The sequence below is a fragment of the Bradyrhizobium oligotrophicum S58 genome, from assembly GCF_000344805.1.
GTDB lineage: Bacteria > Pseudomonadota > Alphaproteobacteria > Rhizobiales > Xanthobacteraceae > Bradyrhizobium > Bradyrhizobium oligotrophicum.
Map to the genome: position 1 here is coordinate 830,371 of NC_020453.1, position 26,685 is coordinate 857,055.

Consider the following 26,685-nt stretch of genomic DNA (forward strand, 5'->3'; position numbering starts at 1 on the left):
CCGGCGTCGTGAATGGAGAAGGGCGCGCATGAAGATCGGCGAACTGGCCAGGCAGTCGGGGCTGACGCCCCATACCATCCGCTACTACGAGCGGATCGGGCTGCTGCCCCGGGCCGACCGCGATCGTCAGCGCCAGCGGGACTACGACGCATCGATCCTGACCTGGATCGAATTCCTCGGCCGTCTCAAGGCCACGGGAATGCCGATCCGGGACATGCTGCGTTATGCCAAGCTGCGGACGCGCGGCGCGGCCACCGAGCCGGAGCGGCGCCAACTGCTGGAGCGGCATCGCGAGGCGGTCCGGGCGCGGGTCGTCACGTTGCAGGATTGCCTTCTCGTTCTCGACGGCAAGATCGCCGGCTATGCCGGCAGCAGCGAGAGGACCAACGATGATGACGCAATCAACGCCCAGCCAATCGACGACGACGAGCCCGAAGCCGGGCGGCGCGCCATCCGGCGCCAACACCGCTCAGGATCGGCTGGCGCGCGGCCGGCGCGCGCTCGATAGCATCGACGGCGAGGCCGGCCACAATGTGATCGCGGCGCTCGCCGACATCGCGCCGGATTTTGCGACCTATGTGATCGAGTTTCCGTTTGGCGACATCTATTCACGCCCCGGCCTCGATCTGCGCAGCCGCGAGATCGCGACCATCGCGGCCCTGACGGCGCTCGGCAATGCCAGCCCGCAGCTGAAGGTTCACATCCATGCGGGCCTCAACGTCGGCCTCAGCCGTACGGAGATCACCGAGGTGATCATGCAGATGGCGGTCTATGCCGGCTTCCCCGCCGCGCTCAACGGCCTGTTCGCGGCCAAGGAAGTGTTCGCCGAAGCCGATGCGAAGGCCGGTGAGGCCGTATCGGTCTGAGCGGCCGCGAGGGAGCTCGTAGCCCGCATGAGCGCAAGCGACATGCGGGACCGGTGCCGAGCCCGCATGTCGCTGTCGCTCATGCGGGCTACAGGCTACGCCTCGATCGACCGCACGCTGCCCGACACTTTCACCGGCGCGCCGACCGGCCCGTGGAGATCAACCTGCAGGCAACACGGCACGCCCATGTCTTCACCCTGGCGGATCACGATCGGTTCCTCGGCCGGCCACGCGAGCTCGCGCAGATAGCCCGCGAGCGCCGCGGCCGCGGCGCCCGTCGCCGGATCCTCGTAGACGCCGCCGAACGGAAACGGGTTGCGCGCGTGAAACAGCTGCGGCGTCTCGGCGTGAACCAGCGCGAAGGTGCAGAAGCGTTCGCGTTGCGCCAACTCCTGGCCTTGGCCGAAGTCGTAACTGATGGCGGCGAGGCGGGCGCGCTCGCGCAGCGCGATCACCGGATGATCCATGCCGGCATGCGCGACGACTGGCGGGATTCGCCCATCGAGGTCGCCGCGCGCCAGCCCGAACAGTGCGAGGATCTCGTCGAGCGCCGCAGCCGGAAGGGCGCGGGTCTGCGTCGGTGGCGATCGGAATGCCGCGCTCCACTCTGCTTCCGAACTCATTCCATCGACCGTGATCTCGGCCCTGTTGAGCCGCAACGCAAAGGTGCCCGAGCGTTCGTGCCGGGCCAGCGCGGCGCCGAGCGCAATGGTCGCATGCCCGCAGAAATCCACCTCGGCCTCCGGCGCGAAATAGCGCACCCGCCATTTGCCATCGACAGGCGCCGCGAACGCCGTCTCCGAATAGCCGATCTCCGCCGCCATCGCCTGCATCGTCGCGGCATCGGGCAGCGCCTCGCAGATGACGACACCCGCCGGGTTGCCGCCGCGTGCTCCATCGGTGAAGGCTGCGATGTGCTGGATGATCATGGGGAGCTCACGCTGAATCTCTGTCCTGTAATGCTAGGCTTCAAGCGCCCGCAAGTGAAGATGCGCAAGCGGACCAGTCGACACGCGGCTACGTTTCTGTCGTCACTTGTCGCCTCTCGATGACGATGTGGTGTGAGATGGGGCTACCCACACCGGTGTCGTCCCTGCGAACGCAGGGACCCATAACCGCCGGCTTCGTTGGGACGATGGCTAGAAGTCATGTCTCACCGAGAGATTCCGCGGTATGGGTCCCTGCGTTCGCAGGGACGACAGCAGAATGCGACGCGACGTCCTTCGGTCCACATTCGCATCGGAGGCAAGCGGGCAACGATGGTCGGCTGACTTCTTTATCCCTCGTTCGACCGCCGTCTACACGGACCTGCTCGCCCGCACATACGCCCGCTCGCCGGTCTTGGGATCGAACCACACGTCGAGCGTCTCGCCGCTGGTGGGATCGACGAAGCGCTCCTCGGTCTTGACCCAGTCCGGCCCGGGAGGTGCCGAGAGCGCATCGCGCTTGTAGCCGCCCTGGCGGAAGAAGAACCACACCAGCACGACGGCGGTGATAACTGCGAGCCAGAGCACGAGGCCGATCACGGCGCGGGTTCAATGACGGCGGCGGTGCCATAGGCGACGATCTCGCTCATGGTCTGACCGATTTCGGCGCTGTCGAAGCGCATCATCAGGATCGCGTTGGCGCCCATCGACGTCGCGTTGTGAACGAGGCGGTCGAGCGCATGGCGCCGTGCTTCCTCCAGCATCTGGGTGTATTCGTGGATCTCGCCACCGACAATCGAGCGCAGGCTCGCCACCAGATTGCCGCCGAGCCCGCGGCTGCGCACCACCACGCCAAAACACTGCCCCAGCATCCGCACCGTGCGGTGCCCGGTCACGTTTTCCGTTGTCACGACGATCATGGAACGCTCCTGTTGTGGTTCCATTTAGTCGATCGAGACCTCACGAGGTTCGAAGTGAGCAGGGCGGGCAACGGTCGGCTGGTTCTATCGGCGCTTCAATCCGCCGCGCGGATACACCTTCTATCTGGGCCAGGATTCGGATGATTGATGGGTCGTAGCCCGCATGAGCGGTGCGATATGCGGGTTCATCTCGACGATCTCGTTTGTCCCCGCATGTCGCTGCGCTCATGCGGGCTACGCACCGAGTCTCGCCACCGCGATCGTCGCGACCCTGACCCGAGTCGCCCGACGGGCCGCCGGCTGTGGGATGTGCGTGCGTCGGATCGCAACGATTCGGCTGCGTCGAAAGACTAATTTCGTGAGCAGGCTCAACGCGCTGCTGGCTGCAGCATCGACCGGCGGCAATTTTTCGCTTTCATTTTTTCCGAAATCGTGGTTGTCTGTCCCGGTCCTGCCTCAGTTAGCGAGGGGCGTACGCGTCGTCACGGACGTTGGGGTGGGATGCGATGGACGTGAAGGCTGCAACTGACGAGTGCGGCCGGCACGGACGGCGAAGTCGCGTGGTCCTGACACCCCGACGCTGGTGTCCAGCGCAATGCGCGCAAGCGCATTGTCGCGATACGGTGGCCAAAAAGCCCGGTGCACCGAGGAGAGCGCGTATAAGTCGTAAGCTATCGCGCAGGGAGGGCCGGGTCATCCGGCTGAACCTGTGGTTCCTGCCCCGTGCATTCTTGTTCGCACGGGGGCCACGGGCCTCAGTCGAGGTCCGGTCTTCCCTGCGCCCTCCGTTCATGGAGGGAGGAAATTCCGCAAAGCTCGGGCGCCGATCGCGTCGCGAGAGGGTGAAGCTGCGCGATAAGACGGTCCCGCGGACGGGCTATCCGAGAAGTCGTCGGCTCTCTCCACGTCATTGCGAGGAGCGCAGCGACGAAGCAATCCAGAGTCCCGCCCACCACCCTGGATTGCTACGCTGCGCTCGCAATGACGGAGGAACGAGTGGTGCTTTCGAAGAGCAGTCTCGAATGGGAGCCCGGCTGGTTGCGACATCCACCGTAGTCATCCCCGCGAAGGCGGCGATCCAGTACGCCGCGGCGGCGCGGTTGACCACAGCCGCCGCGGCGTACTGGATCGCCCGGTTGAACCGGGCGATGACAGCGGAGCCAGTTGGATGGACCGGTGCACCGACCGGCGCTGCCCATCCAGCGCCGTTCGCGCTAACCCCGCCGTAACCCGTCTCCTTGACCATCCATGCGGCAACAACCGGTTTCGCGGGCGGGCCAAAACCATTATGGTGCCGGACCATGTTGCCGCCAGGCAGTTTCGATTTCGAATTCAATCAACGGGTTACGGCCTGGTGACGCAGGTCTGGAGAGCGGTTTGACGCGCTATGTTTCGACCCGCGGGGAAGCCCCCGCGCTCACCTTCTGCGATGTGATGCTGACCGGGCTCGCCCGCGACGGCGGCCTTTACGTGCCCGAGACCTGGCCGCAGCTGACGCCCGAGACCATCGCCGGCTTCTTCGGCCGGCCCTACTGGGAAGTCGCCGTCGAGGTCATCAAGCCGTTCGTGGCCGGCGAAATCTCCGACGCCGAGCTCGGCCGCATGGCCAACGAGGCCTATGCGACGTTCCGCCACCCCGCGGTGGTGCCGCTCGACCAGAGCGCGCCGCACCAGTTCGTGCTGGAGCTGTTCCACGGGCCGACCTTGGCGTTCAAGGACGTCGCGATGCAGCTGATCTCGCGGCTGATGGACCACGTGCTGGCCAAGCGCGGCGAGCGCACCACGATCGTGGTCGCGACGTCGGGCGACACCGGTGGCGCCGCCGTGGACGCCTTCGCCGGCCGCGACAATGCCGATCTCATCGTGCTGTTCCCGCACGGCCGCATCTCCGAGGTGCAGCGGCGGATGATGACCACGTCGGGCGCGGCCAATGTGCATGCGCTGGCGATCGAGGGGCATTTCGACGACTGCCAGGCGCTGGTGAAGGGCCTGTTCAACCATCACGCCTTCCGCGATTCGGTGGCGCTGTCCGGCGTCAACTCGATCAACTGGGCGCGCGTCGTCGCCCAGGTCGTCTACTACTTCACGTCGGCGGTCGCAGTCGGCGCGCCGCATCGCGCGGTCGACTTCACGGTGCCGACAGGGAATTTCGGCGACATCTTCGCCGGCTATGTCGCCAAGCGCATGGGCCTGCCGGTGCGCACTCTGCGCGTCGCGACCAACGTCAACGACATCCTCGCCCGCACCCTGACCACAGGCATCTACGAGGTGCGCGAGGTGCACGCGACCGCCTCGCCGTCGATGGACATCCAGGTGTCGTCGAATTTCGAGCGGCTGCTGTTCGAAGCCGGCGGCCGGGACGCGGCCGTAGTGCGGCGGCTGATGGAGGGCCTCAAGCAGTCCGGCCGCTTCGTGCTGCCCGACGCGATGCTGGCTGCGATCCGCGCCGATTTCGATGCCGGCCGCGCCGATGAGACCGAAACCGCGGCGGCGATTCGCGCCGCTTTCCGCGAGGCCGGCGATCTCGTCGACCCGCATACGGCCGTCGCGCTCGCGGTGGCGGATCGCGACGGCACCGACACGGCGGTGCCGAACATCGTGCTGTCGACCGCGCATCCTGCCAAATTCCCCGATGCGGTCGAGGCCGCCTGCGGAATGCGGCCGCAGCTGCCGGTGTGGCTCGAAGGGCTGATGAGCAAGCGCGAGGATGTCAGGATCATGCGGAACGACCAGGCCGAGGTGGAGACATTCATCCGTTCGGTCAGCCGGGCCGCCAAGCAGGGAATTGCATGATGGGCGTGGAAGTCACCAAGCTGCCGACGGGGCTGACGGTCGTCACCGACACGATGCCGCATCTGGAGACCGCGGCGCTCGGCGTCTGGGCCGGGGTCGGCGGCCGCGACGAGAAGGCGGACGAGCACGGCATCTCGCATCTCCTTGAGCACATGGCGTTCAAGGGGACGACGACGCGCAGCGCGCGCGAGATCGTCGAGTCGATCGAGGCCGTGGGCGGTGATCTCAATGCCGGCACCTCGACCGAAACCACGGCCTATTACGCGCGCGTGCTGAAGGCCGACGTCCCGCTGGCGCTCGACGTGCTCGCCGACATCCTCGCCAATCCCTCGTTCGTGCCTGAGGAGCTGGAGCGCGAGAAGAACGTCATCGTGCAGGAGATCGGCGCGGCGCAGGACACGCCCGACGACGTCGTGTTCGAGCACCTCAACGAGCTCTGCTTTCCGGACCAGCCGATGGGCCGCTCGCTGCTCGGCACCGCCAAGACGCTCGAGGCGTTCGACCGCGACAAGCTGCACGGCTATCTCTCGACGCATTATCGCGGACCCGACATGGTCGTGGCCGCCGCCGGCGCCGTCGACCACCAGCGGGTGGTCGAGGACGTGACCAAGCGATTCGCGAGCTTCAATGGCGGGCCGGCGCCGAAGCCGCTGCCGGCTGCGTTCGGCAAGGGCGGCTCGCGGGTCGTGCATCGCGACCTCGAGCAGGCGCATCTGACCTTGGCGCTGGAAGGCGTGCCGCAGGCTGATCCGTCGCTGTTCTCGCTGCAGGTGTTCACCAACATCCTCGGCGGCGGCATGTCGTCCCGGCTGTTCCAGGAGGTGCGCGAGAACCGGGGGCTCTGCTACTCCGTCTACACGTTCCATGCACCCTACAGCGACACCGGCTTCTTCGGGCTCTACACCGGGACGGATCCGGCCGACGCGCCCGAGATGATGGAGGTCGTGGTCGACATCATCGGCAACGCCGTGGAAACACTCGGCGAGGCGGAGGTGGCGCGCGCGAGGGCGCAGATGAAGGCCGGGCTTCTGATGGCGCTGGAGAGCTGCAGCGCCCGCGCCGAGCAGCTCGCGCGTCACATCCTGGCCTATGGCCGGCCGCAGACCTTGCAGGAGATGATCGACAAGATCGAAGCCGTCAGCGTCGAGAGCACGCGCGATGCGGCGCGCGCGCTGCTGGCACGCAGCAAGCCTGCAGTGGTCGCGCTCGGCAGCGGCAGGGGTCTGGACACGGCGGTGACTTTCGCCGAAGGTCTGACCGGGCCGAAGTCGAAGGCCCAGCTGCATTGAGCACGGGTCCGGACATTCCGAGCGTCGTGCGGGTCTCCGCCGCCGGGCGGGCCGGCCCCGGTTTCGGGTGCTGAAGAGCAGGGGGGAGCATCACCGATGGCCCTGTTTCGCTTGCCGTCCAGCGGACCGGCCGCGCTCGCCCCGCGCGGCAACGGCCTGCTGCTCCGCGCGCCGCAAATGGCCGACTATGCGCAGTGGGCCAGTCTGCGCGACATCAGCCGCGACTACCTGACGCCGTGGGAGCCGATCTGGCCGTCCGACGACCTGACGCGCTCGGGATTCCGCCGGCGGCTGCGGCGCTATGCCGAGGACATTTCGGCCGACCGCTCCTATCCGTTCATCGTCTTCCGCGAGCAGGACGGCGCCATGCTCGGCGGCATCACCTTGGCCAATGTCCGCCGCGGCATCGTCCAGGCCGGCACCATCGGCTACTGGATGGGCCAGCCTCACGCTCATCACGGCTACATGACGGCGGCGCTGCGGCTGCTGCTGCCGACCTTGTTCGGCGAGCTCAATCTGCACCGGGTCGAGGCGGCCTGCATCCCGACCAATACACCGTCGATTCGCGTGCTGGAGAAGTGCGGCTTCACCCGGGAGGGGTTGGCGCGGCGCTATCTCTGCATCAACGGAGTCTGGCAGGACCATTACCTCTATGGCCTTCTGCATGAGGATTTCAGGGGCTAGGATTTGTGATCCGGCTTGGGTAAGCGGGCCCTTCGGGGCTGGTTCGGCCTGCCGAAAGGGGTATAGGACGCCGTGGCTGGGCGACCGACATGCCAGGGACATCAGACGATGCGACAGACGAATGTGATCAGGGTTGGGACCGTGGCGGCCGTGCTGCTGGCTTTGGGAGCCGCGGGCGCCGCGCCGCCGGCATCGGCGCAATCGCTCACCGACCGGTTCAAGAGCCTGTTCGGCGGCGGTTCCGACGACAAGGGGCAACAGAACCTGCCGGCCAATGGCGGTCCGCCGGTCGATCCGACCGACGGCCTGAGCTGTCCGCCGGTCAATATCCGGGCTGGCGCCTCGACCTATGCGGTGGCGGCCCCCGGCAAGCAGGCCGTCGGCAACGACGTCCGGTACCAGGCCTCGATTACCAAGACCGCGCGGGAATGTTCGCTGAACGGCGCCGAGATCACGGGGAAGATCGGCATCCAAGGCCGGGTGGTGGTTGGGCCGGCCGGCGCGCCGGCGACGATCGATATCCCCATGCGCATCGCCGTGGTCCAGGGTGGCATCGGCGAGAAGGTGATCGCGACCAAGGCGTATCGGACCACGGTGCAAATGACCGAGGAGGGCAGCGTGCCGTTCACGATCGTCGCCGAGGACATGGTCTACCCGGTGCCGGCGCCCGGCGCCAACGCCGACAATTACGTGTTCTATATCGGCTTCGATCCGCAGGCCCTGACCCCGGAACGGCCGCACGGCAAGAAGCGGAAGTGAGGCTGCGGTTCTTGGAAGACGCGGATGCTGCCGGTGCTGATCGCGTCGTCAGGCGAGCCTCGGACGAACGTTGACAAGCAAAAGGCCGGCGCGTGGCACCGGCCTTTTGGAAGATGGTGGATCGACGAAGAGCTGCGCCTCAGTTCAGCTTGCGGCCGACTTCCGCAATCCCCTTGGCGACCAGGTCTTCGCCGACGCTGCCCTTGACCGACTGCGACAGCACGGTCGCGGCGGCCTGGACGGCAGCGTCTGCCGCGGCGGCCCTGACATCGGCGAGCGCCTGGGCCTCGGCGAGGGCGATCTTGCTCTCGGCGGACTTGGTGCGACGGGAGACGAAGTCTTCCATCTTGGCCTTGGCCTCCGCCGCGATGCGCTCGGCTTCCGCCTTCGCGCTGGTGACGATCTCCTCGGCCTCGCGTTCGGCGCTGGCGCGGCGGGTCTTGTAATCGGCGAGCACCTTGGCCGCCTCTTCCTTGAGCCGCTTGGCCTCCGCCAGCTCGGATCTGATGCGCTCGCTGCGATTGTCGAGCGCCTTCAGGAGCATGCGGTGGACACCGAGATAGGCGAACAGGCCCATCAGGATCACGAAGGCAATCGCAACCCAGGTTTCCGGATCAGCGAGCAAATGCATCAGGCTGTTCCCTTCAACGATGCATCGACCGCAGCCTGGACCGTCTTGGCCGTGGGGGCCTTGCCGGTGAGCTGCTGCACGATCGCGCTGGCCGCATCCGCAGCGATGCCGCGGACATTGCTCATTGCGGTCGCCCGCGTGGTGGCGATGGACTTCTCGGCGGCGGCCAGCTTGGCCGCGAGGCTGTCTTCCAGCGCCTTGCGTTCGGCGTCCGAACTTGCCGCGAGCTTCTCGCGGGTCTCGGCCCCGATCGCCTGGGCGCGGGAGCGGGCCGTCGCCAGCTCGCTCTCATAGGCCTTCATCGCGGCTTCGGATTCATCCTTCAGCCGCTGCGCTTCAGCCAGGTCGCCGTCGATCGACTTCTGGCGGGCGTCGATGACGCCTCCGACCTTTGGCAGCGCCACACGCGAGACGATCACGTACAGCGCCACGAAGGCGATCACCAGCGAGACGATCTGGGAGGGAAAGGTTTCCTTCGAGAAGGGAGGAAACCCATGCCCGCCATCGGCCTCCGTATGGGCGCTTGCGGTGCCCTTGGCCTCGCCGCCCTTGGTTTCGCCAACCTTGGCACCACCATGACTTTCAGCCACGGGCTTCTCCTCTCCGGCTCAGGCCGTCTTAGACGGCGTACAGCAGGAGCAGCGCGATCAGCAGCGAGAAGATGCCGAGCGCTTCGGTCACGGCGAAGCCGAAAATCAGGTTGCCGAACTGGCCCTGAGCGGCGGACGGATTACGCAGAGCGGCCGACAGGTAGTTGCCGAAGATGATGCCGATGCCGGCACCCGCGCCACCCATGCCGATGCAGGCAATGCCCGCGCCAATGTACTTCGCTGCAACCGGATCCATGAGACGACTCCTTTGAGAGGTTTGGTAGAGAGGGCCGGATCAGTGGCCCGGATGGATAGCATCGTTGAGGTAGATGCAGGTGAGGATCGTGAAGACGTAGGCCTGAAGGAACGCGACCATCAGTTCGAGGCCGGTCAGGGCAACCGTGAGGCCGAGCGGCAGCAGCGCGCCGACCTTGCCGACGAAGCCGAGCGCGCCGAGCATGGTTACGAAGCTCGCGAACACCTTCAAGGTGACGTGGCCGGCCAGCATGTTGGCGAAGAGACGGACGCTGTGCGAGATCGGGCGCGAGAAGAAGGAGATGATTTCGATCACGACCACCAGCGGCAGGATCACCGCGGGGATGCCGGAAGGCACGAACAGCTTAAAGAACTTCAGGCCGTTCTTGTAGAAGCCGTAGATGATGACCGTCAGGAACACCAGGAGCGCCAGCGCGAAGGTGACGATGATGTGGCTGGAGACGGTGAAGGTGTAGGGAATGATGCCGACGATGTTCGAGACGAAGATGAACATGAACAGCGAGAACACCAGCGGAAAGAACGTCATGCCGTGCGAGCCGGCGCTGGTTCTGATGGTGTTGGCGACGAATTCGTAGGACAGCTCGACCACCGACTGGAACCGGCCCGGCACGAGCGCGCGCCCGGCGGCCATCATCATGACGGCGATGAGCACGACCGCGAGCAGCATGTACGCGGACGAGTTGGTGAAGACGATCTCCTGATTGCCGATGTGGCCGATCGTGAAGATCTTGTTGAGGTGGAATTGGTGGATCGGATCGATCATCCGCGTGGCGTCTCATGGTTGACCGGCCACGCCGGCGCTTTGCAATTCACTCGATGGCTTTCCGCGCGAGTCTCATCGGCCGGACCGGTCTGGAGCGACGCCTGCGGATCTCACCACGTTCAACACCCCGGCGACGAAGCCGAGCAGGAAAAACACGATGAAGCCAAAGGGCGATGTCGACAGCAAGCGGTCGAAGCCCCAGCCAAGCAACGCACCGACGAGGACACCGGCGATCAACTCGGAGGACAGTCGCAGTCCACGCGCCATGGCCGAAGCCCTGGCTGCAGTGTCACCGCTGCCGTTTCCAGGTTGATCAGCCCCGATCTTTCGGCCGTCACGAAATTCGGACAACCGCTGGTCGAGACTTCCGAGCCTTGCGGAAAGCGCAACCTCATCGGGCGACTTGTCGCGATCTCCGTGTCCGCCGCTGTCGTTCGTGCCGTCCGCCATGTGCCATCTGCCACGTGTGGAGACCCGACGCGTTGCCGCGAGTTACAGGAAATAGCGCCCCATCGCCCTTTAAAGCCGCGCGGACCATACTGACCGCATCCCCCCAAGTCAAGATTGCGTGTTGAACTGTTAGATGCCTGAATTCGCTCGCTTTCTCGGCTTTTTCCTCAGATCGGCCGCGCGTGTCACTGCGACGCATCAACAGCGTTTGACGCAGTTGCAATCTTGCACCCCGGCAGACCGTCTGATCCGATGTCATTGAACGCCAACCAGCCCGGGAACCCGCATGTCGCGCCAGATCGACTATTATTTCTCGCTGCAGTCGCCATGGGCCTATATCGGGCATCGCCTGTTCCACGACATCGCCGCGAGTCACGGTATCTCCGTGAACCTCAAGCCGGTGATGCTGCTCGATCTGTTCGCCGAGACCGGCGGCCTGCCGCTCGCCAAGCGCCACCCGGCGCGGCAGCGCTACCGGATCGTCGAGCTCAAGCGCTGGCGCGACAAGCGCGGTCTCGATTTCCACCTGCAGCCGCAGAACTGGCCGTTCAACGCCCGGCTGGCCGACGGCGTCGTCATTGCGGCGTTGCAGGCGGGGCTCGACCCGGAGCCGTATCTGCAGCGCGCATTCCCGGCGATCTGGGAGCAGCAGCAGAACCTTGCGGATGCCGCGGTCATCGCCGGCCTCGCCGATGCGGCGGGACTGCCGGGCGGTGATCTCGTGGCGCAGGCCGCGACCGACGTTGTTGGTGCGGTCTACGAGCAAAACCGGCAGGACGCGATCGCGGCCGACGTGTTCGGCTCGCCGGCCTATGTGCTGGATGGCGAGATCTTCTGGGGCCAGGACCGTCTCGAACTGCTGGCCGACGCGTTGAAATCGGGCCGCTCCGCCTATACGTGCGAGACATAGGTGCGCCCTGTGGCAGGGGACCGCACCAGAGGAAACGTCATGGCCGCGACACAATGTGAGCGTGCATGACGGCCGTTGCGAAGGCGCCTTGGAGAGCCAGCCATGAGTCTCACGAAGCCATACCGGCCGCCCCTCGTCGCGCTGCTGGCGTTGAGCTGCCTGGGCGGAGAGGCGTTCGCGGTCGAGGACACCGCGCCCGATAGCGACAAGGGGCGCTACACGATGTCGACGACGCCGGACGGCGTGATCCGGCTCGATACGAGGAACGGCGCCGTCTCGATGTGCAACAACAGCGGTGGCTCGGGCTTTGCCTGTTACGCCGTGCCGGATGAGCGCGCGGCGCTGGATGCTGAGATCGGCCGGCTTCAGGCGGAGAATGAAAGGCTCAAGGGCCAGCTCGCTTCGCGCGACCAGAGCATTTCCGGCAAGATCGATGAGCCGCTGCCGAAGGACCAGGCGCTGCCCAAATCCGATCAGTTGAAGAAGGCCGAGCCCAAGTCGGGTGACAAGTCCGGTGAATCCAGATCCTCCGACGGCACGCGCAAGCTCGAGATTCCGCTGCCCAGCGATCAGGACATGGACCGCATGATGGGCTTCCTCGAGCAGGCCTGGCGCCGGCTGATCGACATGGCGACGCGGGTGCAGAAGGACGTCTCGGGCAAGATCTGAGATCGGCGCGAGGAGGCTGTATCCATGCCGGCACGATCGACCTCGCGCACAGCGCCCTCGGCCGTCGCGATCAACACAGTCGTCACGTCGATCCTGACGGTGCAGACCGCGGGCCGCGGCTTCACCGATCTCACCCGCGAGGTCGACGCGTTCCTGCGCGGGGTCTCGGCCAGAGAAGGCGCGGTGACCGTCTTCATCCGCCACACCTCGGCGTCGCTGACGATCCAGGAGAATGCCGATCCGACTGTGCTGCGCGATCTCACCACGGCGCTGGCGCGGCTGGCGCCCGAGGATGCCGGCTGGGTGCACGACCCCGAGGGGCCGGACGACATGCCGGCCCACATCAAGACCATGCTGAGTGCGGTCTCGCTGCAGGTGCCGGTGCAGGACGGCCGCATGATGCTCGGCACCTGGCAGGCGATCTACCTGATCGAGCATCGCGCGCGTCCGCACGCCCGCGAGGTGGTGGTGCAGTTCGTCGGCGCGGCGTGACGCCATAAAGAGAAAACTCCTCGGCTAAAATGCGGAACGGCCGCGGAGTGATCCGCGGCCGTTCGTCGAGAGAGATGGAAGCGAGCGGGGTCGCCGCTCGCATCGTGATCAGGTCGACTGGATGTCGACGTCCTTGGTTTCCGGCAGGAACAGGAAGCCGACGATCGCGGTGATGACTGCGAACGTGATCGGGTACCACAGGCCGGCATAGATATCGCCGGTCGAGGCCACGATCGCGAAGGCGGTCGCCGGCAGCAGGCCGCCGAACCAGCCGTTGCCGATGTGGTAGGGCAGCGACATCGAGGTGTAGCGGATCTTGGTCGGGAACAGCTCGACCAGCATCGCTGCGATCGGGCCGTAGACCATGGTCACGAAGATCACCAGGATGAACAGCAGTCCGACGATCGCCGCGACCTGCGGACGGAAGATGTCGAACGGATGCGCCATCTTCACGATCGTCGGGTCGCCCGCCTTCGGATAGCCGGCCTCGCCGATCGCCGCCGTCAGCGCCGGGTTGCTGGTCTTGGCGTCGGTGTAGGGCACTTCCTTGCCGTTGAAGGTGACCTTCACGCCCGAGCCGGCCGGGCCAGGCACGGTCGAATAACGGACCGAGGACGAGGCCAGGAAGGCGCGTGCGGTGTCGCAAGGCGCGGTGAACACGCGGGTGCCGACCGGGTTGAACAGGTCGCCGCAGCCGGCGGGATCAGCCACCACTTCCACCTTCGTCGCCTCGATCGCCTTTTCCAGCGCCGGGTTGGCGTTGGTGGTGATCATCTTGAAGATCGGGAAGAAGGTCAGCGCCGCGATCAGGCAGCCGCCCAGGATGATCGGCTTGCGGCCGATCTTGTCGGAGAGGATGCCGAACACGATGAAGAAACCGGTGCCGAGCAGCAACGACCACGCGATCAGGAGGTTGGCGGTGTAGCCGTCGACCTTCAGGATCGATTGCAGGAAGAACAGCGCGTAGAACTGGCCGGTGTACCAGACCACGCCCTGGCCCATGGTGGCGCCGATCAGCGCCAGCAGCACGATCTTGCCGTTGCTCCAGTTCGCGAAAGCCTCCGTCAGCGGCGCCTTCGAGCTCTTGCCCTCGTCCTTCATCTTCTGGAACACCGGCGACTCGTTGAGGCGCAGACGGATCCAGACGGAGACGCCGAGCAGCAGCACGGATACCAGGAACGGCACGCGCCAGCCCCATTTGGCGAAGTCGGCCTCGCCGATGATGGTGCGGGTGAACAGGATCACCAGCAGCGACAGGAACAGGCCCATCGTCGCTGTCGTCTGGATGAAGGAGGTGTAGTAGCCGCGCTTGCCCATCGGGGCGTGCTCGGCGACATAGGTGGCCGCGCCGCCATACTCACCGCCGAGCGCGAGGCCCTGCAAGAGTCGCAGACCGATCAGGATCACCGGCGCCGCGAAGCCGATGGTCTCGGCGTTCGGCAGGATGCCGACGATGAAGGTCGACAGACCCATGATCAGGATCGTGACCAGGAAGGTGTATTTGCGGCCGACGATATCGCCGATGCGGCCGAACACGATGGCGCCGAACGGGCGGACCAGGAAGCCGGCGGCGAAGGCGAGCAGCGCGAAGATGTCGCGGGTGGCCGGCGGATAGGCCGAGAAGAACTGCGCGCCGATGATAGAGGCCAGGGACCCGTAGAGATAGAAGTCGTACCACTCGAAGACGGTGCCGAGCGAGGAAGCCAGAATGACGAAGCGTTCGTCCTTCGTCATGCCTCCCGATCTCGCTTGTGTGGCTACCATTGTTGACATTGGCATTCGCTCCCCAAGATCGTTGTGACGATGGTTTCGCCTCCGCATGCCGGACTTGGACGGCTGATGTCGCGGAGACCTTGGGGCCTTAAGTAACATTGCAGTGAAACTCGTCCCAATACGACTTTCGGCCCTGCCGGTCCGCGCTCGCGCGAAAGATGGGGACATTGCGGCGGATCAAGTTCGGTGAATGGCCGTCGCGCTACCGATGTTGCGTCGCACAAGGCGTCGATTAACCGCTCTCCCCGCAAGTGGAATTGTATGCTTGCATGCAACCAGTCGCCGGGCGAGTATTTCCTGAAAGCCGGGCCGCGCGCAGGTGACGCGCGTTGCCGGCGTCGCAAGGTCAAGTCAGAATTTATGGCGGCTGCCAGCACCCATCTCGTCATTGCCGATGATCATCCGCTGTTCCGCAATGCGCTGCGGCAGGCGGTTGCCAGCGTGCTCGCAGAAGCCGTCGTCGACGAGGCCGGCTCATTCGAGGACCTCACGGCGCTCTTGGAAAAGGACTCCGACGTCGATCTCGTGCTGCTCGACCTCACCATGCCCGGCATCTCCGGCTTTTCCGGCCTGATCTATCTGCGCGCGCAATACCCTGCGATCCCGGTCGTGATCGTGTCGGCGAGCGATGACGGCGCGACCATCCGCCGCTCGCTCGATTTCGGTGCCTCCGGCTTCATCCCGAAGCGGTTCGGCGTCGACACCCTGCGCGACGCCATCAAGCAGGTGATGGATGGTGACGTCTGGGTCCCGCCCGACACGGACCTGGCCGCCGGCGCCGATCCGGAAATGACCAGGCTGCGCGACCGCCTGGTGACGCTGACCCCGCAGCAGGTCCGCGTGCTGATGATGCTGTCGCAGGGCCTGCTCAACAAGCAGATCGCCTACGAGCTCGGCGTCTCCGAGGCGACCATCAAGGCGCATGTCTCGGCCATCCTGCAGAAGCTCGGCGTCGAGAGCCGGACCCAGGCGGTGATCGCTGCGGCGAAGATCGCAGGCTCGGCCTGGCGGCAGGACGCGCCGACGGGGAAGTGACGGGCCGATCTTCTCTAGGAGCACGTTGCGTATGACCAATCTGCGGTGCCGCCCTCCGCGCTAAATCCTCATGGTGAGGAGCGCCGCGCCGCACGCAGCCTGATCGAAGGCGAGACGGTCGCGGGCGCGGCGCGTCTCGAACCATGAGGCCACCGAAGGTCCGGGCCTCGCCCTTCGAGACGCGCGCCTGAGCGGCGCGCTCCTCAGGGTGAGGAGCGGCATCTTCGGCGCGTGAGCCAGGGATCGGTTCAGCGGGAAGCCCAAAGTCATTTGGTAGATCCATCGCGACACACCTTCTCAGTCTCGCGGCGCATATTGCGTCCGAGCTTTGCCATCATCGGCCCTCTTCAAGAACAGAGGGCGCAGGGAAGGCCGGGCGCTGGCCGCGCCCGTGGCCCGCCTGCAGAAAAAATGCAGGCGGCAGGTACCACAGGTCTGGCCGAACACGCCCGGCCCTCCCTGCGCGATGGTTTTGACGGCTGCTCCGAGCTCTCCCCGGGGACCGGCGTTCTTGCCCCCGTCATCCGCAACATCGTCGTCACGGACTTGGCATCAGCGTCGGGATGCCAGGACCACACGGCTTGACCGTGCGCGCCGGATCGTTCGTCCGCAGGACAAAGCCCGCTGCGACCCGACGCGCCCACCGCATCCCGCACTCCACGTTCGTGACGACCGCGAAGCGCCCCTCATGACGAGCACGGGACGACTCAACGGGTAGCACGATTTCGGGGAAAAAGAAATGGAAATTTTGAACGCTTCGGAATGTGCCGACCCTGACGCCCATCGTTTCGGCAAAAGTGTCTGAGACGCTGAGCTCGTAGTGAATCTATGGGTGGCCCCGGCTCTGGAATATCCATTGGGAAAGGGCGGGTCGTTGCGGTACGACGGCCACGGCCAATGATGGTGACCTAATTCTTGAAGATCTCGCTGCAATCGCAGATTTGACGACGGGCCCGCTGGGAGAGCTTTGCACGGGATTTGTCTCTGAGGATCTGTTCCCTCGCAAGGGACTTATCACGCCGCTGCCCGGCAACTTAAGTTGGAAGACAAAGCTGATTGCGTCATGGATGGCCACGACCGGATTTTCTCTCCGGCGCCACACAACCATTGTTGAATTGCGCCCCAATTCAACAAAGGCTCAAGTTACCACCTTAGGATGGAAAATGTACGAAGGTAGTTTGATCGTGCCAGCTTGAGGACTATTCGCGGAAGACATTCGGATCAGGTTGACGTGCCGTTTGTCCGCTCGATCTCATCGACGCAACGACGTTGATGACCGTCACTGATGCGCTGTGCCTAACCGGGCTGCACGTGTCGGCAGTTTCTTCACGGCGTCGCCAATCTCCTGCTGAGCTAGCCGCAGCTCATAGATCTTTTGCAGGTTGAGCCAGAAATCAGGGCTCGTCCCAAACCAGTGACCGAGGCGCAGCGCCGTATCGGCGGTGATGCTGCGCTGGCCGTTGATGATCGCGGTGATCCTGTTGACGGGCACGTCGAGCTGGCGCGCCAGCTCTGCCGCCGACATCCCGAGCTCATCGAGCTCTTCGGCGAGTTGAACGCCCGGGTGAATGGGACTGCGTGCCATGATGTGCCTCCTAATGATAGTCGACGATCTCGACGTTGACAGGACCGGGCGAGCCGGGCGGCCATTCGAAACAAATCCGCCACTGATCGTTGATGCGGATGCTGTACTGACCTTGTCGATTGCCCTTGAGCGCCTCTAGCCGATTTCCGGGCAGGGCGCCGAGATCCTTCAAGCTCGTTGCGGCTTCCAGTCGGTCGAGCCGAATTCCCGCCTGGCGGGCGAAACCAGAGAATTCCCTGACGACTTCGCCATTTGCAAAGCGCTCGGTTCTCCTGTCCCGGTAGCCGACGATCATGACGAGCACTTAGCACGAATTACGAGTTACGTAAAGCGTAAGGGAAGCTTCATCGGTGCCCGACTTGGCCGATTGCCGCCGATCTCCGCCCAGCGCGCGTGCGTGTGTTCGTGGACTATCTCGTCGAGTGGATGGGGGCAAGCAACGAGCCGTAAGTGCTCGCTCTCTCCGAGCCCGTCCCTGAAATCGCAGAGCAGTGAGACGGCCGGGTTTGCGCCCGGCCGCCGGTTCGACGAAGCCCGCGTGTCAGCCCACCGGCTGCAAGGCCAGCCCCACCTTCGGGAAGTCGATGTCGGTGTGCGCCGCGTTGTTGATGTAGTTGGTCAGGACGTTGATCGCGACGTTGGCGATGATCTCGACCAGCCGGCCATCGTCGAGACCGGCGGCACGCGCGGTGGCGAGGTCGGCGTCGGCGACTTGCCCCTTGGTCTCGACGACGCGACGCGCGAGGCGGGCGACGGCGGCGTCGGTAGCGTTGTCGGCAGTGCCCTCGCGGGCCTTGCGGAGGCCGTCCGGGCTGAGGCCCGCGCCCTTACCCATCAGTGAGTGCGCGGACAGGCAGTATTCGCAGCCATTGGCCTGGGCGACCGCGAGCGCGATGATCTCGCGCTGTCTGGCGCTGAGCGCGCCCTTGGCGAGCGCATCGGAGAAGGCGAGATATCCGTTCAGCGTGGCGCCCGACTGCGCCAGCGTCGAGAACAGGTTTGGCGTCATGCCGATCTTGGCCTTGACGGCGGACAGCGCGGCGACGACGCCGGCATCGGCGCGGGTGGTGTCGACGAGAGCAATGCGGGGCATGGGAAACATCCTTGGCTTGAGGTGCGGGCTTGCACTCCCCCTCTATGCAGGACTATGTGAGACGTGAGGTGCCAGAAACATTGCAGATCGTCCCATGGATCCCTTTGCAGGGCTGTTCGCTCATGTCACGCCCCGAGCCCGGACCTTCTTCTCCGGCAACCTCTGCAACACCGTGGAGTTCGGGCCGGAGGGCCATCTGCACCTGTTCAAGGCCGGCGTGCTGACCCTGGCCCAGCCGGGCGCCGATGATGTGGAGCTGCACGAGCCGACGCTGCTGTTCTTTCCCCGCGGGCGGACGCACCGCTTCATCGTCGATCCCTCCCGTGGCGCCGACCTCGTCTGCGCGACCGTCGAGCTCGGCGGTGCCGAGGGCAATCCGATCGGTGAGGGACTGCCCGAGCTGGTGGTGATGCCGATCGCCGGACATCCGACGCTCGCGCCGGTCTGCGACCTGCTGGTCGCCGAGGGTTTTGCCGATGGCGGCGGCCGGCAGGCGGCGCTCGACCGGCTGTTCGACTATCTGCTGATCCTGATCGTCCGCCACGTCGTCGCCAGCGGCGGCGTCGAGAGCGGCGTGCTCGCCGGGCTCGCCGAGCCGCGCCTCGCCAAGGCGCTGACCGCGATCCACGACGCGCCGGGCCGGCCGTGGACACTCGAGGATCTGGCCGAGCTCGCCGGGATGTCGCGCACGCGCTTCGCCGATTTGTTCCGGACGCGGGTCGGCCGGACGCCGATCGACTACCTGACGGCCTGGCGCATGACGCTGGCGCGCCAGCTTCTAGCCAGGGGCAAGTCGGTCAAGAGCGTTGCCGCCCAGGTCGGCTACGACAGCGCCGCCGCGTTCTCACGTGTGTTCAGCCGGACGTCGGGCCGCCCGCCACGCGAGGTGCGATAGCCGGGCGGCCGTGTCGACATCATCAGCGATCATAGTGGCTGTGATGATGGTGGTGATGATGGTGATGGCCCCGTCCGATGCTGACGCCGCCGACTCCGGGAATGCCGATGACCGTGCGGTGATGGTGATGGTGATGATGATGATGGTGGTAGTGCCGGTGGCCTCTCCTGATGATCACCGTTTCCGCCAGCTTGACCTCGTCCGCTTTGGTCTGGGCGCGTGCGGCGTCATCGGCCTGCAGCAGCGAGAGAGCATTTGGAATTGGCGCAAGCAATTCGGCGTAAGACGATGCCTGGGGGATGGGGGACGCGTTCGCACTCGGCAATGTATTGGCCTGTGCGCTACCGGCGGTGATCGCCGCGGCTGCGGCTCCGAGCAGTGCGGCTGTCTTCTTGTCCATATCGACGTTCTCCGGGGGACTGGATCTCGACGCCGCTTTACGACGCATGGAAGCTCGAACGCAGATCCGGCTGCCTTTGTTCCTTTGGGAGGCGCTGCGGACGAGCTCATCGTCACAAAGGCCGGTCACCGCGCCGCCGCTCGCCAGCCGCGCTAGACAAAGCGCTGCACGAACTTCAACGCCGTCTCGGCCACCTCGCGCCAGCCGCTGTCGATGGTCAGCGAGTGGCCACGCTGCGGGAATTGGGCGAACTCGGTGACGGCGTGTGGATTGCGCTTGTGCCGCTCATAGGCTGCGCGGGCGACCGAGGGCGGCACGGTGTGGTCGTGCTCTCCCGAGATGATCAGCAAAGGGCCGCGCTCAGCGGCCTCGTTGTCGACGCGGGCTTCGGTCCATGGATTGAGATTGGCGGCTGCGGCCTGGAAGATCGGCCTGCCCGGGGCCGGCGCCTGATAGGCGTCGTAGAGGTCGGCGCTCTCGGTCTCAGGCACCGCGTTGGCGAAGGCGTAGCGGAACTGGTCTGGCGTGAGACTGACGTTGCGGGTCGCGTTGGCCGGGTTGTGCAGCACCGGCCAGGCGGAGCGCAGGGCGGAGACCGGCAGCGGCAGCACGCCGCGGAACGGCGCCGGATCGATCGCAACCGTCGCGGCCGAGAGCCCTCGGCCGGCGAGGATCTGCGCGATCAGGCCGCCGAAGGAATGGCCGATGAGGGCCGGCCGCCGGTCGAGCGCCGCGGCGATGCGTGAGAAATGCGCCACGACCTCGCCGATGGTTTCAGGCGCCGCGGCGCCGCCGATCTCCGCCGGCCAGCCGGGCGCTAGCGCGGCGTAGCCGGCGGCATTGAACAGCTCGACCCACCGATCCCACGAGCTGGGCTTCAGCCACAGGCCGTGGATGAAGACGACCGCGGGCCTTTGCGACGCGTTGGCCTCTCCGGTCGCATCATCAAGTGTGTGGCTCGACATGCTCGGCGCCCTTCTGCCGCGTTGGCCCCGTGCGTGGCGGTCAGCGCGACGACGGCGTGCTGGCCGAGCTTCCATTGAGGAAGGCGTCGATCGCCGCCACCGTCGCGGCCGGCTGCTCCTCCATCAGCCAGTGGCCGGAGCCGGGGATGACCCGCTCCTGCACGTTGCTCGCGCCGGCTCGTGTCACCGCAGCCATGGTCGCGCCGAAAGATGAGCCGCCGCCGATCGCCAGCACCGGCATCGGCAGCTTGCCGTGCGCCGCGAGCCAGGCGCGGTTGTCGATGGCATCCTGGTCGAAGGCGGCGAACTGGCTGAAGCCGGCGTGCATCCGGCCTGGCCCGGCGTAGAGCTGGGCATAGTGGACGCGCGCGGCCTCGGGGAAATGCTTTGGATCGGCCGAGAACTCGTTCCAGAAGCGGTCGAGATAGATGCGCTCGCGCCCCTCGACGAGGCGCTCCATGTCGGGGCCGCCGAACCGGAAGTGCCACAGCAGCGGGTTCTTCAGGATCTCCTCCCAGGGCCCGATGCCCGGCACCGGCGCATCCATCAGCACCAGCTTGGTGACGCGGTCGGAATGCCGCGCCGCCAGCGCATAGGCGACCATGTTGCCGATGTCGTGCGCCACGACCTCGGCGGTGCGGGCGCCGAGCGCGTCCATCACGCCGGTGATGTCCTCCGCCTGGTTCGCCTTCTCGAAACCCTTGTCGGCGCGGGCGGAGAGCCCGAGCCCGCGCAGGTCGGGCACGATCACCGTGTGGTTCTCGGCAAGCTTGGCGGCGAGCGGCACCCACATGTCGCCGGTGTCGCCATAGCCATGCAGCAGCACGACGGCCGGTCCAGTGCCGCCGACGCGGACGTGGAGCGTGGTGCCGTTGGTCGGGATCTCCTGGGTGCGGAAGGTTTTTGGGAAATTCCCGGGCGCCTCGGTCGCGTCGGCCAGCGCGGCGCTGGTGAGGACAGTAAGCGCGGTGGCGGCCAGGGCGGTGTTTCGCAGCAGGCGGGACAGGGTCATGACAATCTCCTCGGTGGCCTTGTTGATGCACGCAAAGCTAGACGAGGGCCGCCCGCGGTATTAGAGGGTATCGAAGCCAAGGATTTTTGAGCTGGACGCAAAGATGGTGATGGCCAGCGCGGACCGCGCCCGGGATCTCGAGGTGTTCTGCGCCGTCGCCGACAGCGGCAGCTTCTCGGCCGCAGGCCGCGGTCTGGGTCTGACGCCGTCGGCCGTCAGCCGCACGCTCGATCGCATCGAGGCGCGGCTCGGTGCACGGCTGCTGTTGCGGTCCACGCGGGCGCTCACGCTGTCCGCCGAGGGTCAGGCCTATCTCGCCGCCGCCCGTCGCATCCTCGCCGACCTCGACGAGGCCGAGCAGGCGATCGCCGACCAGGGCGCGCCGCGCGGGCGCATCCGGGTCAGCGCCGCGCTCTCGCACGGCCGCATCTGCATCGTCCCGCTGCTCGGCGAGTTCGTGCGGCGCTATCCGAACATCCTGGTCGACATCAATCTCAGCGACAGGCTCGTCGACGTCGCGGCGGGGCAGGCGGACGTCGCGATTCGCGGCGGTCCGCTGCCGGACAGCGCGCTCACCGCGCGGCGCCTCGGCGACAATGGCCGCACCATCGTCGCCTCGCCCGACTACCTCGCCCGCTGGGGCGTGCCGGAGGCGCCGGAAGACCTCCACAACCACAATTGCCTGAACTTCAGCTTCCGTCGCGCCGAGCCGGTGTGGCCGTTCCGCCGCGACGGCGTCGACTACGCGCTGAAAGTGCGCGGCGCCATCGAAGCCAACAGCGGCGACACGCTCAGCCAGCTCGCGCTCGATGGCGTCGGCATCGCCCGCGTCGGCGATTTCAGCCTCGGCAACGCGGTCGCCGAGGGGCGGCTGGTGCCGCTGCTCGAAGCGTTCAATCCCGGCGACCGGGAAGTCTTCCACGCCGTGTTCGTCGGCGGCCCGAACATGCCGGCACGCGTGCGCGTGTTCGTGGACTATCTCGTCGAGCGGATGGCTGACAGTCCTGCAAAGGCGACGACGCGGCGGGGGTCGTGACCCGGCTGTTGCCAGAACCTACTCCGCCGCCACCATCTGCTGGATCCGCCATTGTCCCAACAACGCCCGCAGTGACGCCGGCTTCAGCGGCTTGTTGAGCACGGCGATGTTGTCGTCGCGGGCGGCGGCGCGGACGTGGGGGCTGCGGTCGGCGGTGATCAGGATCGCGGGCAGCGCCTCGTTGAAGCGGCGGCGGATGTCGCGGATGGCGGCGATGCCGTTGCCGCGGTCGAGATGATAGTCGACCAGGAGACCGGTGACGGCGCCGTCGCGCGCCGCGATGGCCTCCATTGCGGATTCCGGGTCTGATACGGCGATCACCTCGGCGTCCCACGCGGTCAGCAATGTCTTCATGCCGTCGAGAATGGCCGGGTCGTTCTCGATGCAGACGATCAGCGCGCCTGCGATCGGCGTCGTCGCCAACGGCGTGGCGCTGGTCACGGCGGCAGTGTGGTTGATCGCCTGGGCGATCGGCACGGTCACGGAGAAGGCCGAGCCGCGGCCGGGCAGGGAGTCCAGCGCGATGCCGTGGTTGAGCACGCGCGCGATGCGCTCGACGATCGAGAGCCCCAGGCCGAGGCCGCGCGCGATCCGCGCGCCCTGTTCGAGGCGGTGGAATTCCTTGAAGATCTCGCCGCGCTTCACCGGGGGAATGCCGACGCCGGTGTCGTAGACGCCGATCCGCAGCGTCTGGCCGCGGCGGCGGCAGCCGACCAGCACGCGGCCGTTGGGTGTGTATTTGATCGCGTTGGAGATGAAGTTCTGCAGCAGCCGCCGCAGCAGCAGGCGGTCGGATTCGACCGGGAGCGACGACGGCACGAAGATCAGCTCGAGACCTTTCGCGCGCGCCGCCGGCGCGAATTCGATTTCGAGCGAGCGCATCAGGTCCGCCATCTTGAAGCTCGACACCTGTGGCGTCATCGCGCCGGGAGATGTCGAGCAGGGCGCCGAGGATCTCCTCGATCGCTTCGAGCGAGTCGTCGATGTTCTCGACCAGCCGCGAGTCTTCGCCGGCCGTCTGCCGCTCGACCAGGCTGGTGACGTAGAGCCGCGCCGCATTCAAGGGCTGCAGGATGTCGTGGCTGGCCGCCGCGAGGAAGCGCGTCTTGGAGATGTTGGCATCCTCGGCGGCGCTCTTGGCCACCGCCAACTCCGAGTTCAGCCGGGTCAGCTCCTCGGTGCGGTCGCGCACGCGCTTTTCCAGCGTGGCATTGGCGCGCTCCAGCGCCTCGGCGGCCTCGAACGACGGCGTCACGTCGGTGAAGGTGATGACGAGGCCGCCATCCGGCATGCGGTTGGTGCGGACCTCGATCACCATGTGGCGGTCGGCGAGGCGTTCGAGATAGGGCTCGCCCTCTCTGGTGTAGGCGGCGAGCCGGCGCGCGAGCAGTGCCTCGCTGTCCTCGTAGGTGGGCGCGCCGATCGTGCCCATGAATTCGAGAATTTCCTTCAAGGGGCTGCCGATCTGCACCAGATGCGGCGGCAGGCCGAGCAGGTCGACGAACTGGCCGTTGGAGCAGATCAGCTGCAGATCGGTGTCGAACACCGCGATGCCCTGGCGCACATGGTTCAGCGCGGTCTGCAGGATCTCGCGGTTGAAATGCAGCGCGGCGTGTGAATCATCCAGCAGCTTCAGCGCGGCCTTGGCCGACACCGTGCGCTTGCGCAGCAACAGCGACATCACGAGGCGCGACGACGCCGCGCCGATCGACGACGCAATCAGGTGCTCGGCATGGCGCAGCAGCTCGAAATCGGCCGGCGCCGCCGGATCGAGCGGGAGGTTGCGCTGGGCGGCGAAGGTCTCGAACGAGGCGCGGGCGCGGTCGGGCCCGAGATATTGCGCCACCGTGCTCTGGATGTCCTGCACCGTCACGGTGGAGCGCCAGCGCCGGAAGCTCGGCGCGCTCGGCGTCAGCTCGGCGGGGACGAACAGATCGGCCTGCAGCAGCTCGATCGACGACGGCTGCCGCGCCAGCGACAGCACGACGTAGGTGAGCAGATTGAGCGACAGGCTCCACAGCACGCCATGCAGCAGCGGCGGCAGATCGGTGCCGAGCAGCGCCTGCGGTCTGAGCGCCTCGAGCCCGAACGGGCCGTGTTGCAGAAACAGGATGCCCGTGGTGGAGGTGTCGAGGAAGCTGGGGATGAACAGCGTGTAGAGCCAGACGCCGAAGCCGACCAGCATGCCGCCGATTGCGCCGCGGGCGGTGGCGCGCCGCCAGAACAGGCCGCCGAAGAAACTCGGTGCCAGCTGGGCGATCGCGGCAAAGGACAACAGGCCGATCGCCGCAAGCTGGGTGTTGCCGAGTGCGCGATAGTAGAAATACGCCATCACCATGATGGCGAAGATCGCGATCCGGCGGGTGCCGAGCAGGAATCCCGCAAAGTCGCGGCCGATCTCGCGCTGCTCCTGGCGCTGCAGCACCAGCGGCACGACGATGTCGTTGCAGACCATGATCGACAGCGCCACGCATTCGACGATCACCATCGCGGTCGCAGCCGACAGGCCACCGACGAAGACGAGCACCGACAGCCATTGCGAGTTCGCCTCGATCGGCAGCGCCAGCACATACATGTCGCTGTCGACGGCGCCGAATGGGAAGGTGACGAGGCCGGCGAGCGCGATCGGGATCACGAACAGGTTGATCGCGACCAGATACAGCGGGAACAGCCAGCGCGCCCGCGACACCTCGGCGTCGTCGGCATTCTCGACCACGCTGACATGGAACTGGCGCGGCAGCAGCATCGCCGCGCAGAACGACAGCAAGGTCATCGTGAGGAAGCTGCCGATGCCCGGCACATATTCCAGCGCGCGCTCGGCCTCCGGCGATTTCATCGCCCGCTCGATCAGCTCGACCGGCGAGAACATCACGAAGGTGACGAAGGCGCCGGCGGCGATGAACGCGACCAGCTTGATGATCGACTCCGTCGCGACCGCCAGCATCAGGCCATGCTGGTGCTCGGTGGCGTCGGTCTGGCGGGTGCCGAACAGCACCGCGAATATCGCCATCGCCAGCGTGACCATCAGCGCCATGTCGCCGACGATCGGGATGTGCGCGAAGGCGCGGTCGTCCACCATGATGGTTTCGAGCGACGACGCCACCGCCTTGAGCTGCAGCGCGATATAGGGCACCGAGCCGATGATCGCGATCAGCGCCACCGTCGCCGCCACCGCCTGGCTCTTGCCGTAGCGGGCGCCGATCAGGTCGGCGACGGAGGTGATGTTCTGCGACTTGGCGAGCCGGATCACCCGGCGCAGCAGCGGCGTGCAGGCGCCGACCATCAGGATCGGCCCGAGATAGATCGCAAGGAAGTCGACGCTGTTGCGCGAGGCGAAGCCGACCGAGCCGAAGAAGGTCCAGGAGGTGCAGTAGATCGCGAGCGACAGCGGGTAGATCAGCCCCGACAGCCGGCCGCTGCTCTCCGCCGGCCGCCGCTGACCAGCCCGGTTGCCCCGGCTCGCGACCAGGAACAGGAAGCCGATATAGCCAAACGCGGCGGCGATCACGCCCCAGTCATGCAGCATGGCCTTACGCGAGCTCCTCGATCGCTCCGCCCCTTGAATTGGGCTGCGAACTTAGCGCTTTGCAGGAGGCGCGGCGATAGGGATGTCGCGGGGTGGAAGCGGGAATGATGGGGCGTCGTTAAGGGCAGCGCGATCCCGCTTGCTCATCGGCCACGGTGGCGGTGTCGGACGTACGAGCAGCGGCGATGGGAGCGGATTCTCTCACGGCGCGGCCAGTAGGCTCCCCTCCCCCTTGCGGGGAGGGGTTGGGGGTGGGGGTCTCCGGGCGCTGAACTTAGCTCGAGTGCGCCTCGGGCTTATCCGAACCTGACCTTTGCAGGTGGACTCGTCGCTCCTCTGGAGAGCTC

Annotated in this window: 27 protein-coding genes and 1 pseudogene; 12 read left to right on the plus strand and 16 right to left on the minus strand. The window is 66.3% G+C overall.

The features are described from left to right. Positions 1-28 precede the first annotated feature (28 nt). Complete coding sequence (locus S58_RS03720) at positions 29-508, plus strand: MerR family transcriptional regulator (protein ID WP_015663903.1); 480 nt, start codon at positions 29-31, stop codon at positions 506-508. Beyond that, the gene (locus tag S58_RS03725) at positions 393-866 is read left to right on the plus strand and encodes a carboxymuconolactone decarboxylase family protein (protein WP_015663904.1); all 474 of its coding nucleotides are present in this window, start codon (positions 393-395) and stop codon (positions 864-866) included. Before S58_RS03720 ends, S58_RS03725 begins: the two co-directional genes overlap by 116 nt. Positions 867-961: 95 nt before the next feature. On the opposite strand, the gene S58_RS03730 is transcribed toward S58_RS03725, so the two are convergent. The 3 genes from S58_RS03730 to S58_RS03740 form a co-directional block, all read right to left on the minus strand. After that, on the minus strand, positions 962-1,795 hold the full coding sequence (locus S58_RS03730; RefSeq protein WP_015663905.1) for a PhzF family phenazine biosynthesis protein: 834 nt from the start codon (positions 1,793-1,795) through the stop codon (positions 962-964). Positions 1,796-2,164: 369 nt separating this feature from the next. Then, positions 2,165-2,392: a hypothetical protein gene (locus S58_RS03735; RefSeq protein WP_015663906.1), complete on the minus strand. Its 228-nt coding sequence runs from the start codon at positions 2,390-2,392 to the stop codon at positions 2,165-2,167. Next, positions 2,389-2,712: a heavy metal-binding domain-containing protein gene (locus tag S58_RS03740; protein ID WP_015663907.1), complete on the minus strand. Its 324-nt coding sequence runs from the start codon at positions 2,710-2,712 to the stop codon at positions 2,389-2,391. The genes S58_RS03735 and S58_RS03740 overlap by 4 nt, the downstream gene beginning before the upstream one ends. 1,377 nt (positions 2,713-4,089) lie before the next feature. Here S58_RS03740 and thrC point away from each other — a divergent pair. From thrC to S58_RS03765, 4 genes are all read left to right on the plus strand, one after another. After that, the gene (gene thrC, locus S58_RS03750) at positions 4,090-5,505 is read left to right on the plus strand and encodes a threonine synthase (protein WP_015663909.1); all 1,416 of its coding nucleotides are present in this window, start codon (positions 4,090-4,092) and stop codon (positions 5,503-5,505) included. Beyond that, a complete protein-coding gene (locus tag S58_RS03755) occupies positions 5,505-6,794 on the plus strand; it encodes a M16 family metallopeptidase (protein ID WP_042338666.1) in 1,290 nt (429 codons plus the stop codon). Before thrC ends, S58_RS03755 begins: the two co-directional genes overlap by 1 nt. A gap of 96 nt (positions 6,795-6,890) precedes the next feature. Beyond that, positions 6,891-7,478 carry a GNAT family N-acetyltransferase gene (locus S58_RS03760; RefSeq protein ID WP_015663911.1) on the plus strand — a complete coding sequence of 196 codons (588 nt, stop codon included), beginning with the start codon at positions 6,891-6,893 and terminating at the stop codon, positions 7,476-7,478. A 141-nt stretch (positions 7,479-7,619) separates the two neighbouring features. Continuing rightward, positions 7,620-8,237: a hypothetical protein gene (locus S58_RS03765; protein WP_042340525.1), complete on the plus strand. Its 618-nt coding sequence runs from the start codon at positions 7,620-7,622 to the stop codon at positions 8,235-8,237. 139 nt (positions 8,238-8,376) lie between these two features. Here S58_RS03765 and S58_RS03770 read toward each other — a convergent pair whose 3' ends face one another. From S58_RS03770 to S58_RS03790, 5 genes are all read right to left on the minus strand, one after another. Then, positions 8,377-8,868, minus strand: coding sequence for a F0F1 ATP synthase subunit B family protein (locus S58_RS03770; RefSeq protein WP_015663913.1), 492 nt, complete (start codon positions 8,866-8,868; stop codon positions 8,377-8,379). Further along, complete coding sequence (locus tag S58_RS03775) at positions 8,868-9,458, minus strand: F0F1 ATP synthase subunit B family protein (protein WP_015663914.1); 591 nt, start codon at positions 9,456-9,458, stop codon at positions 8,868-8,870. Before S58_RS03775 ends, S58_RS03770 begins: the two co-directional genes overlap by 1 nt. Before the next feature lie 28 nt (positions 9,459-9,486). Further along, positions 9,487-9,714, minus strand: a complete 228-nt coding sequence (locus S58_RS03780; protein WP_006615622.1) for a F0F1 ATP synthase subunit C — start codon at positions 9,712-9,714, stop codon at positions 9,487-9,489. A gap of 39 nt (positions 9,715-9,753) precedes the next feature. Then, a complete protein-coding gene (locus S58_RS03785) occupies positions 9,754-10,497 on the minus strand; it encodes a F0F1 ATP synthase subunit A (protein ID WP_015663915.1) in 744 nt (247 codons plus the stop codon). 72 nt (positions 10,498-10,569) lie between these two features. After that, a complete protein-coding gene (locus S58_RS03790; protein WP_015663916.1) occupies positions 10,570-10,947 on the minus strand; it encodes an AtpZ/AtpI family protein in 378 nt (125 codons plus the stop codon). A 286-nt stretch (positions 10,948-11,233) separates the two neighbouring features. Here S58_RS03790 and S58_RS03795 point away from each other — a divergent pair, with 286 nt between their 5' ends. The 3 genes from S58_RS03795 (at position 11,234) to S58_RS03805 (ending at position 13,018) form a co-directional block, all read left to right on the plus strand. Beyond that, positions 11,234-11,857 carry a 2-hydroxychromene-2-carboxylate isomerase gene (locus tag S58_RS03795; RefSeq protein ID WP_015663917.1) on the plus strand — a complete coding sequence of 208 codons (624 nt, stop codon included), beginning with the start codon at positions 11,234-11,236 and terminating at the stop codon, positions 11,855-11,857. A gap of 102 nt (positions 11,858-11,959) precedes the next feature. Then, complete coding sequence (locus S58_RS03800) at positions 11,960-12,526, plus strand: hypothetical protein (RefSeq protein WP_015663918.1); 567 nt, start codon at positions 11,960-11,962, stop codon at positions 12,524-12,526. 24 nt (positions 12,527-12,550) lie between these two features. Further along, entirely contained in the window at positions 12,551-13,018 is a 468-nt protein-coding gene (locus tag S58_RS03805; RefSeq protein ID WP_015663919.1) for a secondary thiamine-phosphate synthase enzyme YjbQ, read from the plus strand. Positions 13,019-13,126: 108 nt separating this feature from the next. On the opposite strand, the gene S58_RS03810 is transcribed toward S58_RS03805, so the two are convergent. Continuing rightward, positions 13,127-14,752 carry an MFS transporter gene (locus tag S58_RS03810; RefSeq protein WP_015663920.1) on the minus strand — a complete coding sequence of 542 codons (1,626 nt, stop codon included), beginning with the start codon at positions 14,750-14,752 and terminating at the stop codon, positions 13,127-13,129. A gap of 399 nt (positions 14,753-15,151) precedes the next feature. On the opposite strand from S58_RS03810, the gene S58_RS03815 reads away from it, so the two are divergent. Beyond that, a complete protein-coding gene (locus tag S58_RS03815) occupies positions 15,152-15,826 on the plus strand; it encodes a response regulator (RefSeq protein ID WP_042340526.1) in 675 nt (224 codons plus the stop codon). A gap of 1,279 nt (positions 15,827-17,105) precedes the next feature. Here the strand turns inward: S58_RS03815 and S58_RS03825 are convergent. From S58_RS03825 to S58_RS03835, 3 genes are all read right to left on the minus strand, one after another. Next, on the minus strand, positions 17,106-17,411 hold the full coding sequence (locus S58_RS03825) for a HigA family addiction module antitoxin (protein WP_015663922.1): 306 nt from the start codon (positions 17,409-17,411) through the stop codon (positions 17,106-17,108). A 10-nt stretch (positions 17,412-17,421) separates the two neighbouring features. Further along, positions 17,422-17,706: a type II toxin-antitoxin system RelE/ParE family toxin gene (locus S58_RS03830; protein WP_042338677.1), complete on the minus strand. Its 285-nt coding sequence runs from the start codon at positions 17,704-17,706 to the stop codon at positions 17,422-17,424. A 246-nt stretch (positions 17,707-17,952) separates the two neighbouring features. Next, entirely contained in the window at positions 17,953-18,504 is a 552-nt protein-coding gene (locus S58_RS03835) for a carboxymuconolactone decarboxylase family protein (protein ID WP_015663924.1), read from the minus strand. A gap of 94 nt (positions 18,505-18,598) precedes the next feature. Here S58_RS03835 and S58_RS03840 point away from each other — a divergent pair, with 94 nt between their 5' ends. Next, positions 18,599-19,399: an AraC family transcriptional regulator gene (locus S58_RS03840; protein ID WP_015663925.1), complete on the plus strand. Its 801-nt coding sequence runs from the start codon at positions 18,599-18,601 to the stop codon at positions 19,397-19,399. A gap of 22 nt (positions 19,400-19,421) precedes the next feature. Here S58_RS03840 and S58_RS03845 read toward each other — a convergent pair whose 3' ends face one another. From S58_RS03845 to S58_RS03855, 3 genes are all read right to left on the minus strand, one after another. After that, positions 19,422-19,847: a hypothetical protein gene (locus S58_RS03845; RefSeq protein ID WP_322788237.1), complete on the minus strand. Its 426-nt coding sequence runs from the start codon at positions 19,845-19,847 to the stop codon at positions 19,422-19,424. A gap of 104 nt (positions 19,848-19,951) precedes the next feature. Next, entirely contained in the window at positions 19,952-20,764 is an 813-nt protein-coding gene (locus tag S58_RS03850; protein ID WP_015663927.1) for an alpha/beta hydrolase, read from the minus strand. 40 nt (positions 20,765-20,804) lie between these two features. Then, a complete protein-coding gene (locus S58_RS03855; RefSeq protein ID WP_015663928.1) occupies positions 20,805-21,776 on the minus strand; it encodes an alpha/beta fold hydrolase in 972 nt (323 codons plus the stop codon). Positions 21,777-21,879: 103 nt separating this feature from the next. On the opposite strand from S58_RS03855, the gene S58_RS03860 reads away from it, so the two are divergent. Beyond that, the gene (locus S58_RS03860) at positions 21,880-22,812 is read left to right on the plus strand and encodes a LysR family transcriptional regulator (RefSeq protein ID WP_015663929.1); all 933 of its coding nucleotides are present in this window, start codon (positions 21,880-21,882) and stop codon (positions 22,810-22,812) included. A gap of 18 nt (positions 22,813-22,830) precedes the next feature. Here S58_RS03860 and S58_RS03865 read toward each other — a convergent pair. Continuing rightward, a pseudogene (locus S58_RS03865) lies at positions 22,831-26,338 on the minus strand (PAS domain-containing hybrid sensor histidine kinase/response regulator). Between the last annotated feature and the right edge of the window lie 347 nt (positions 26,339-26,685).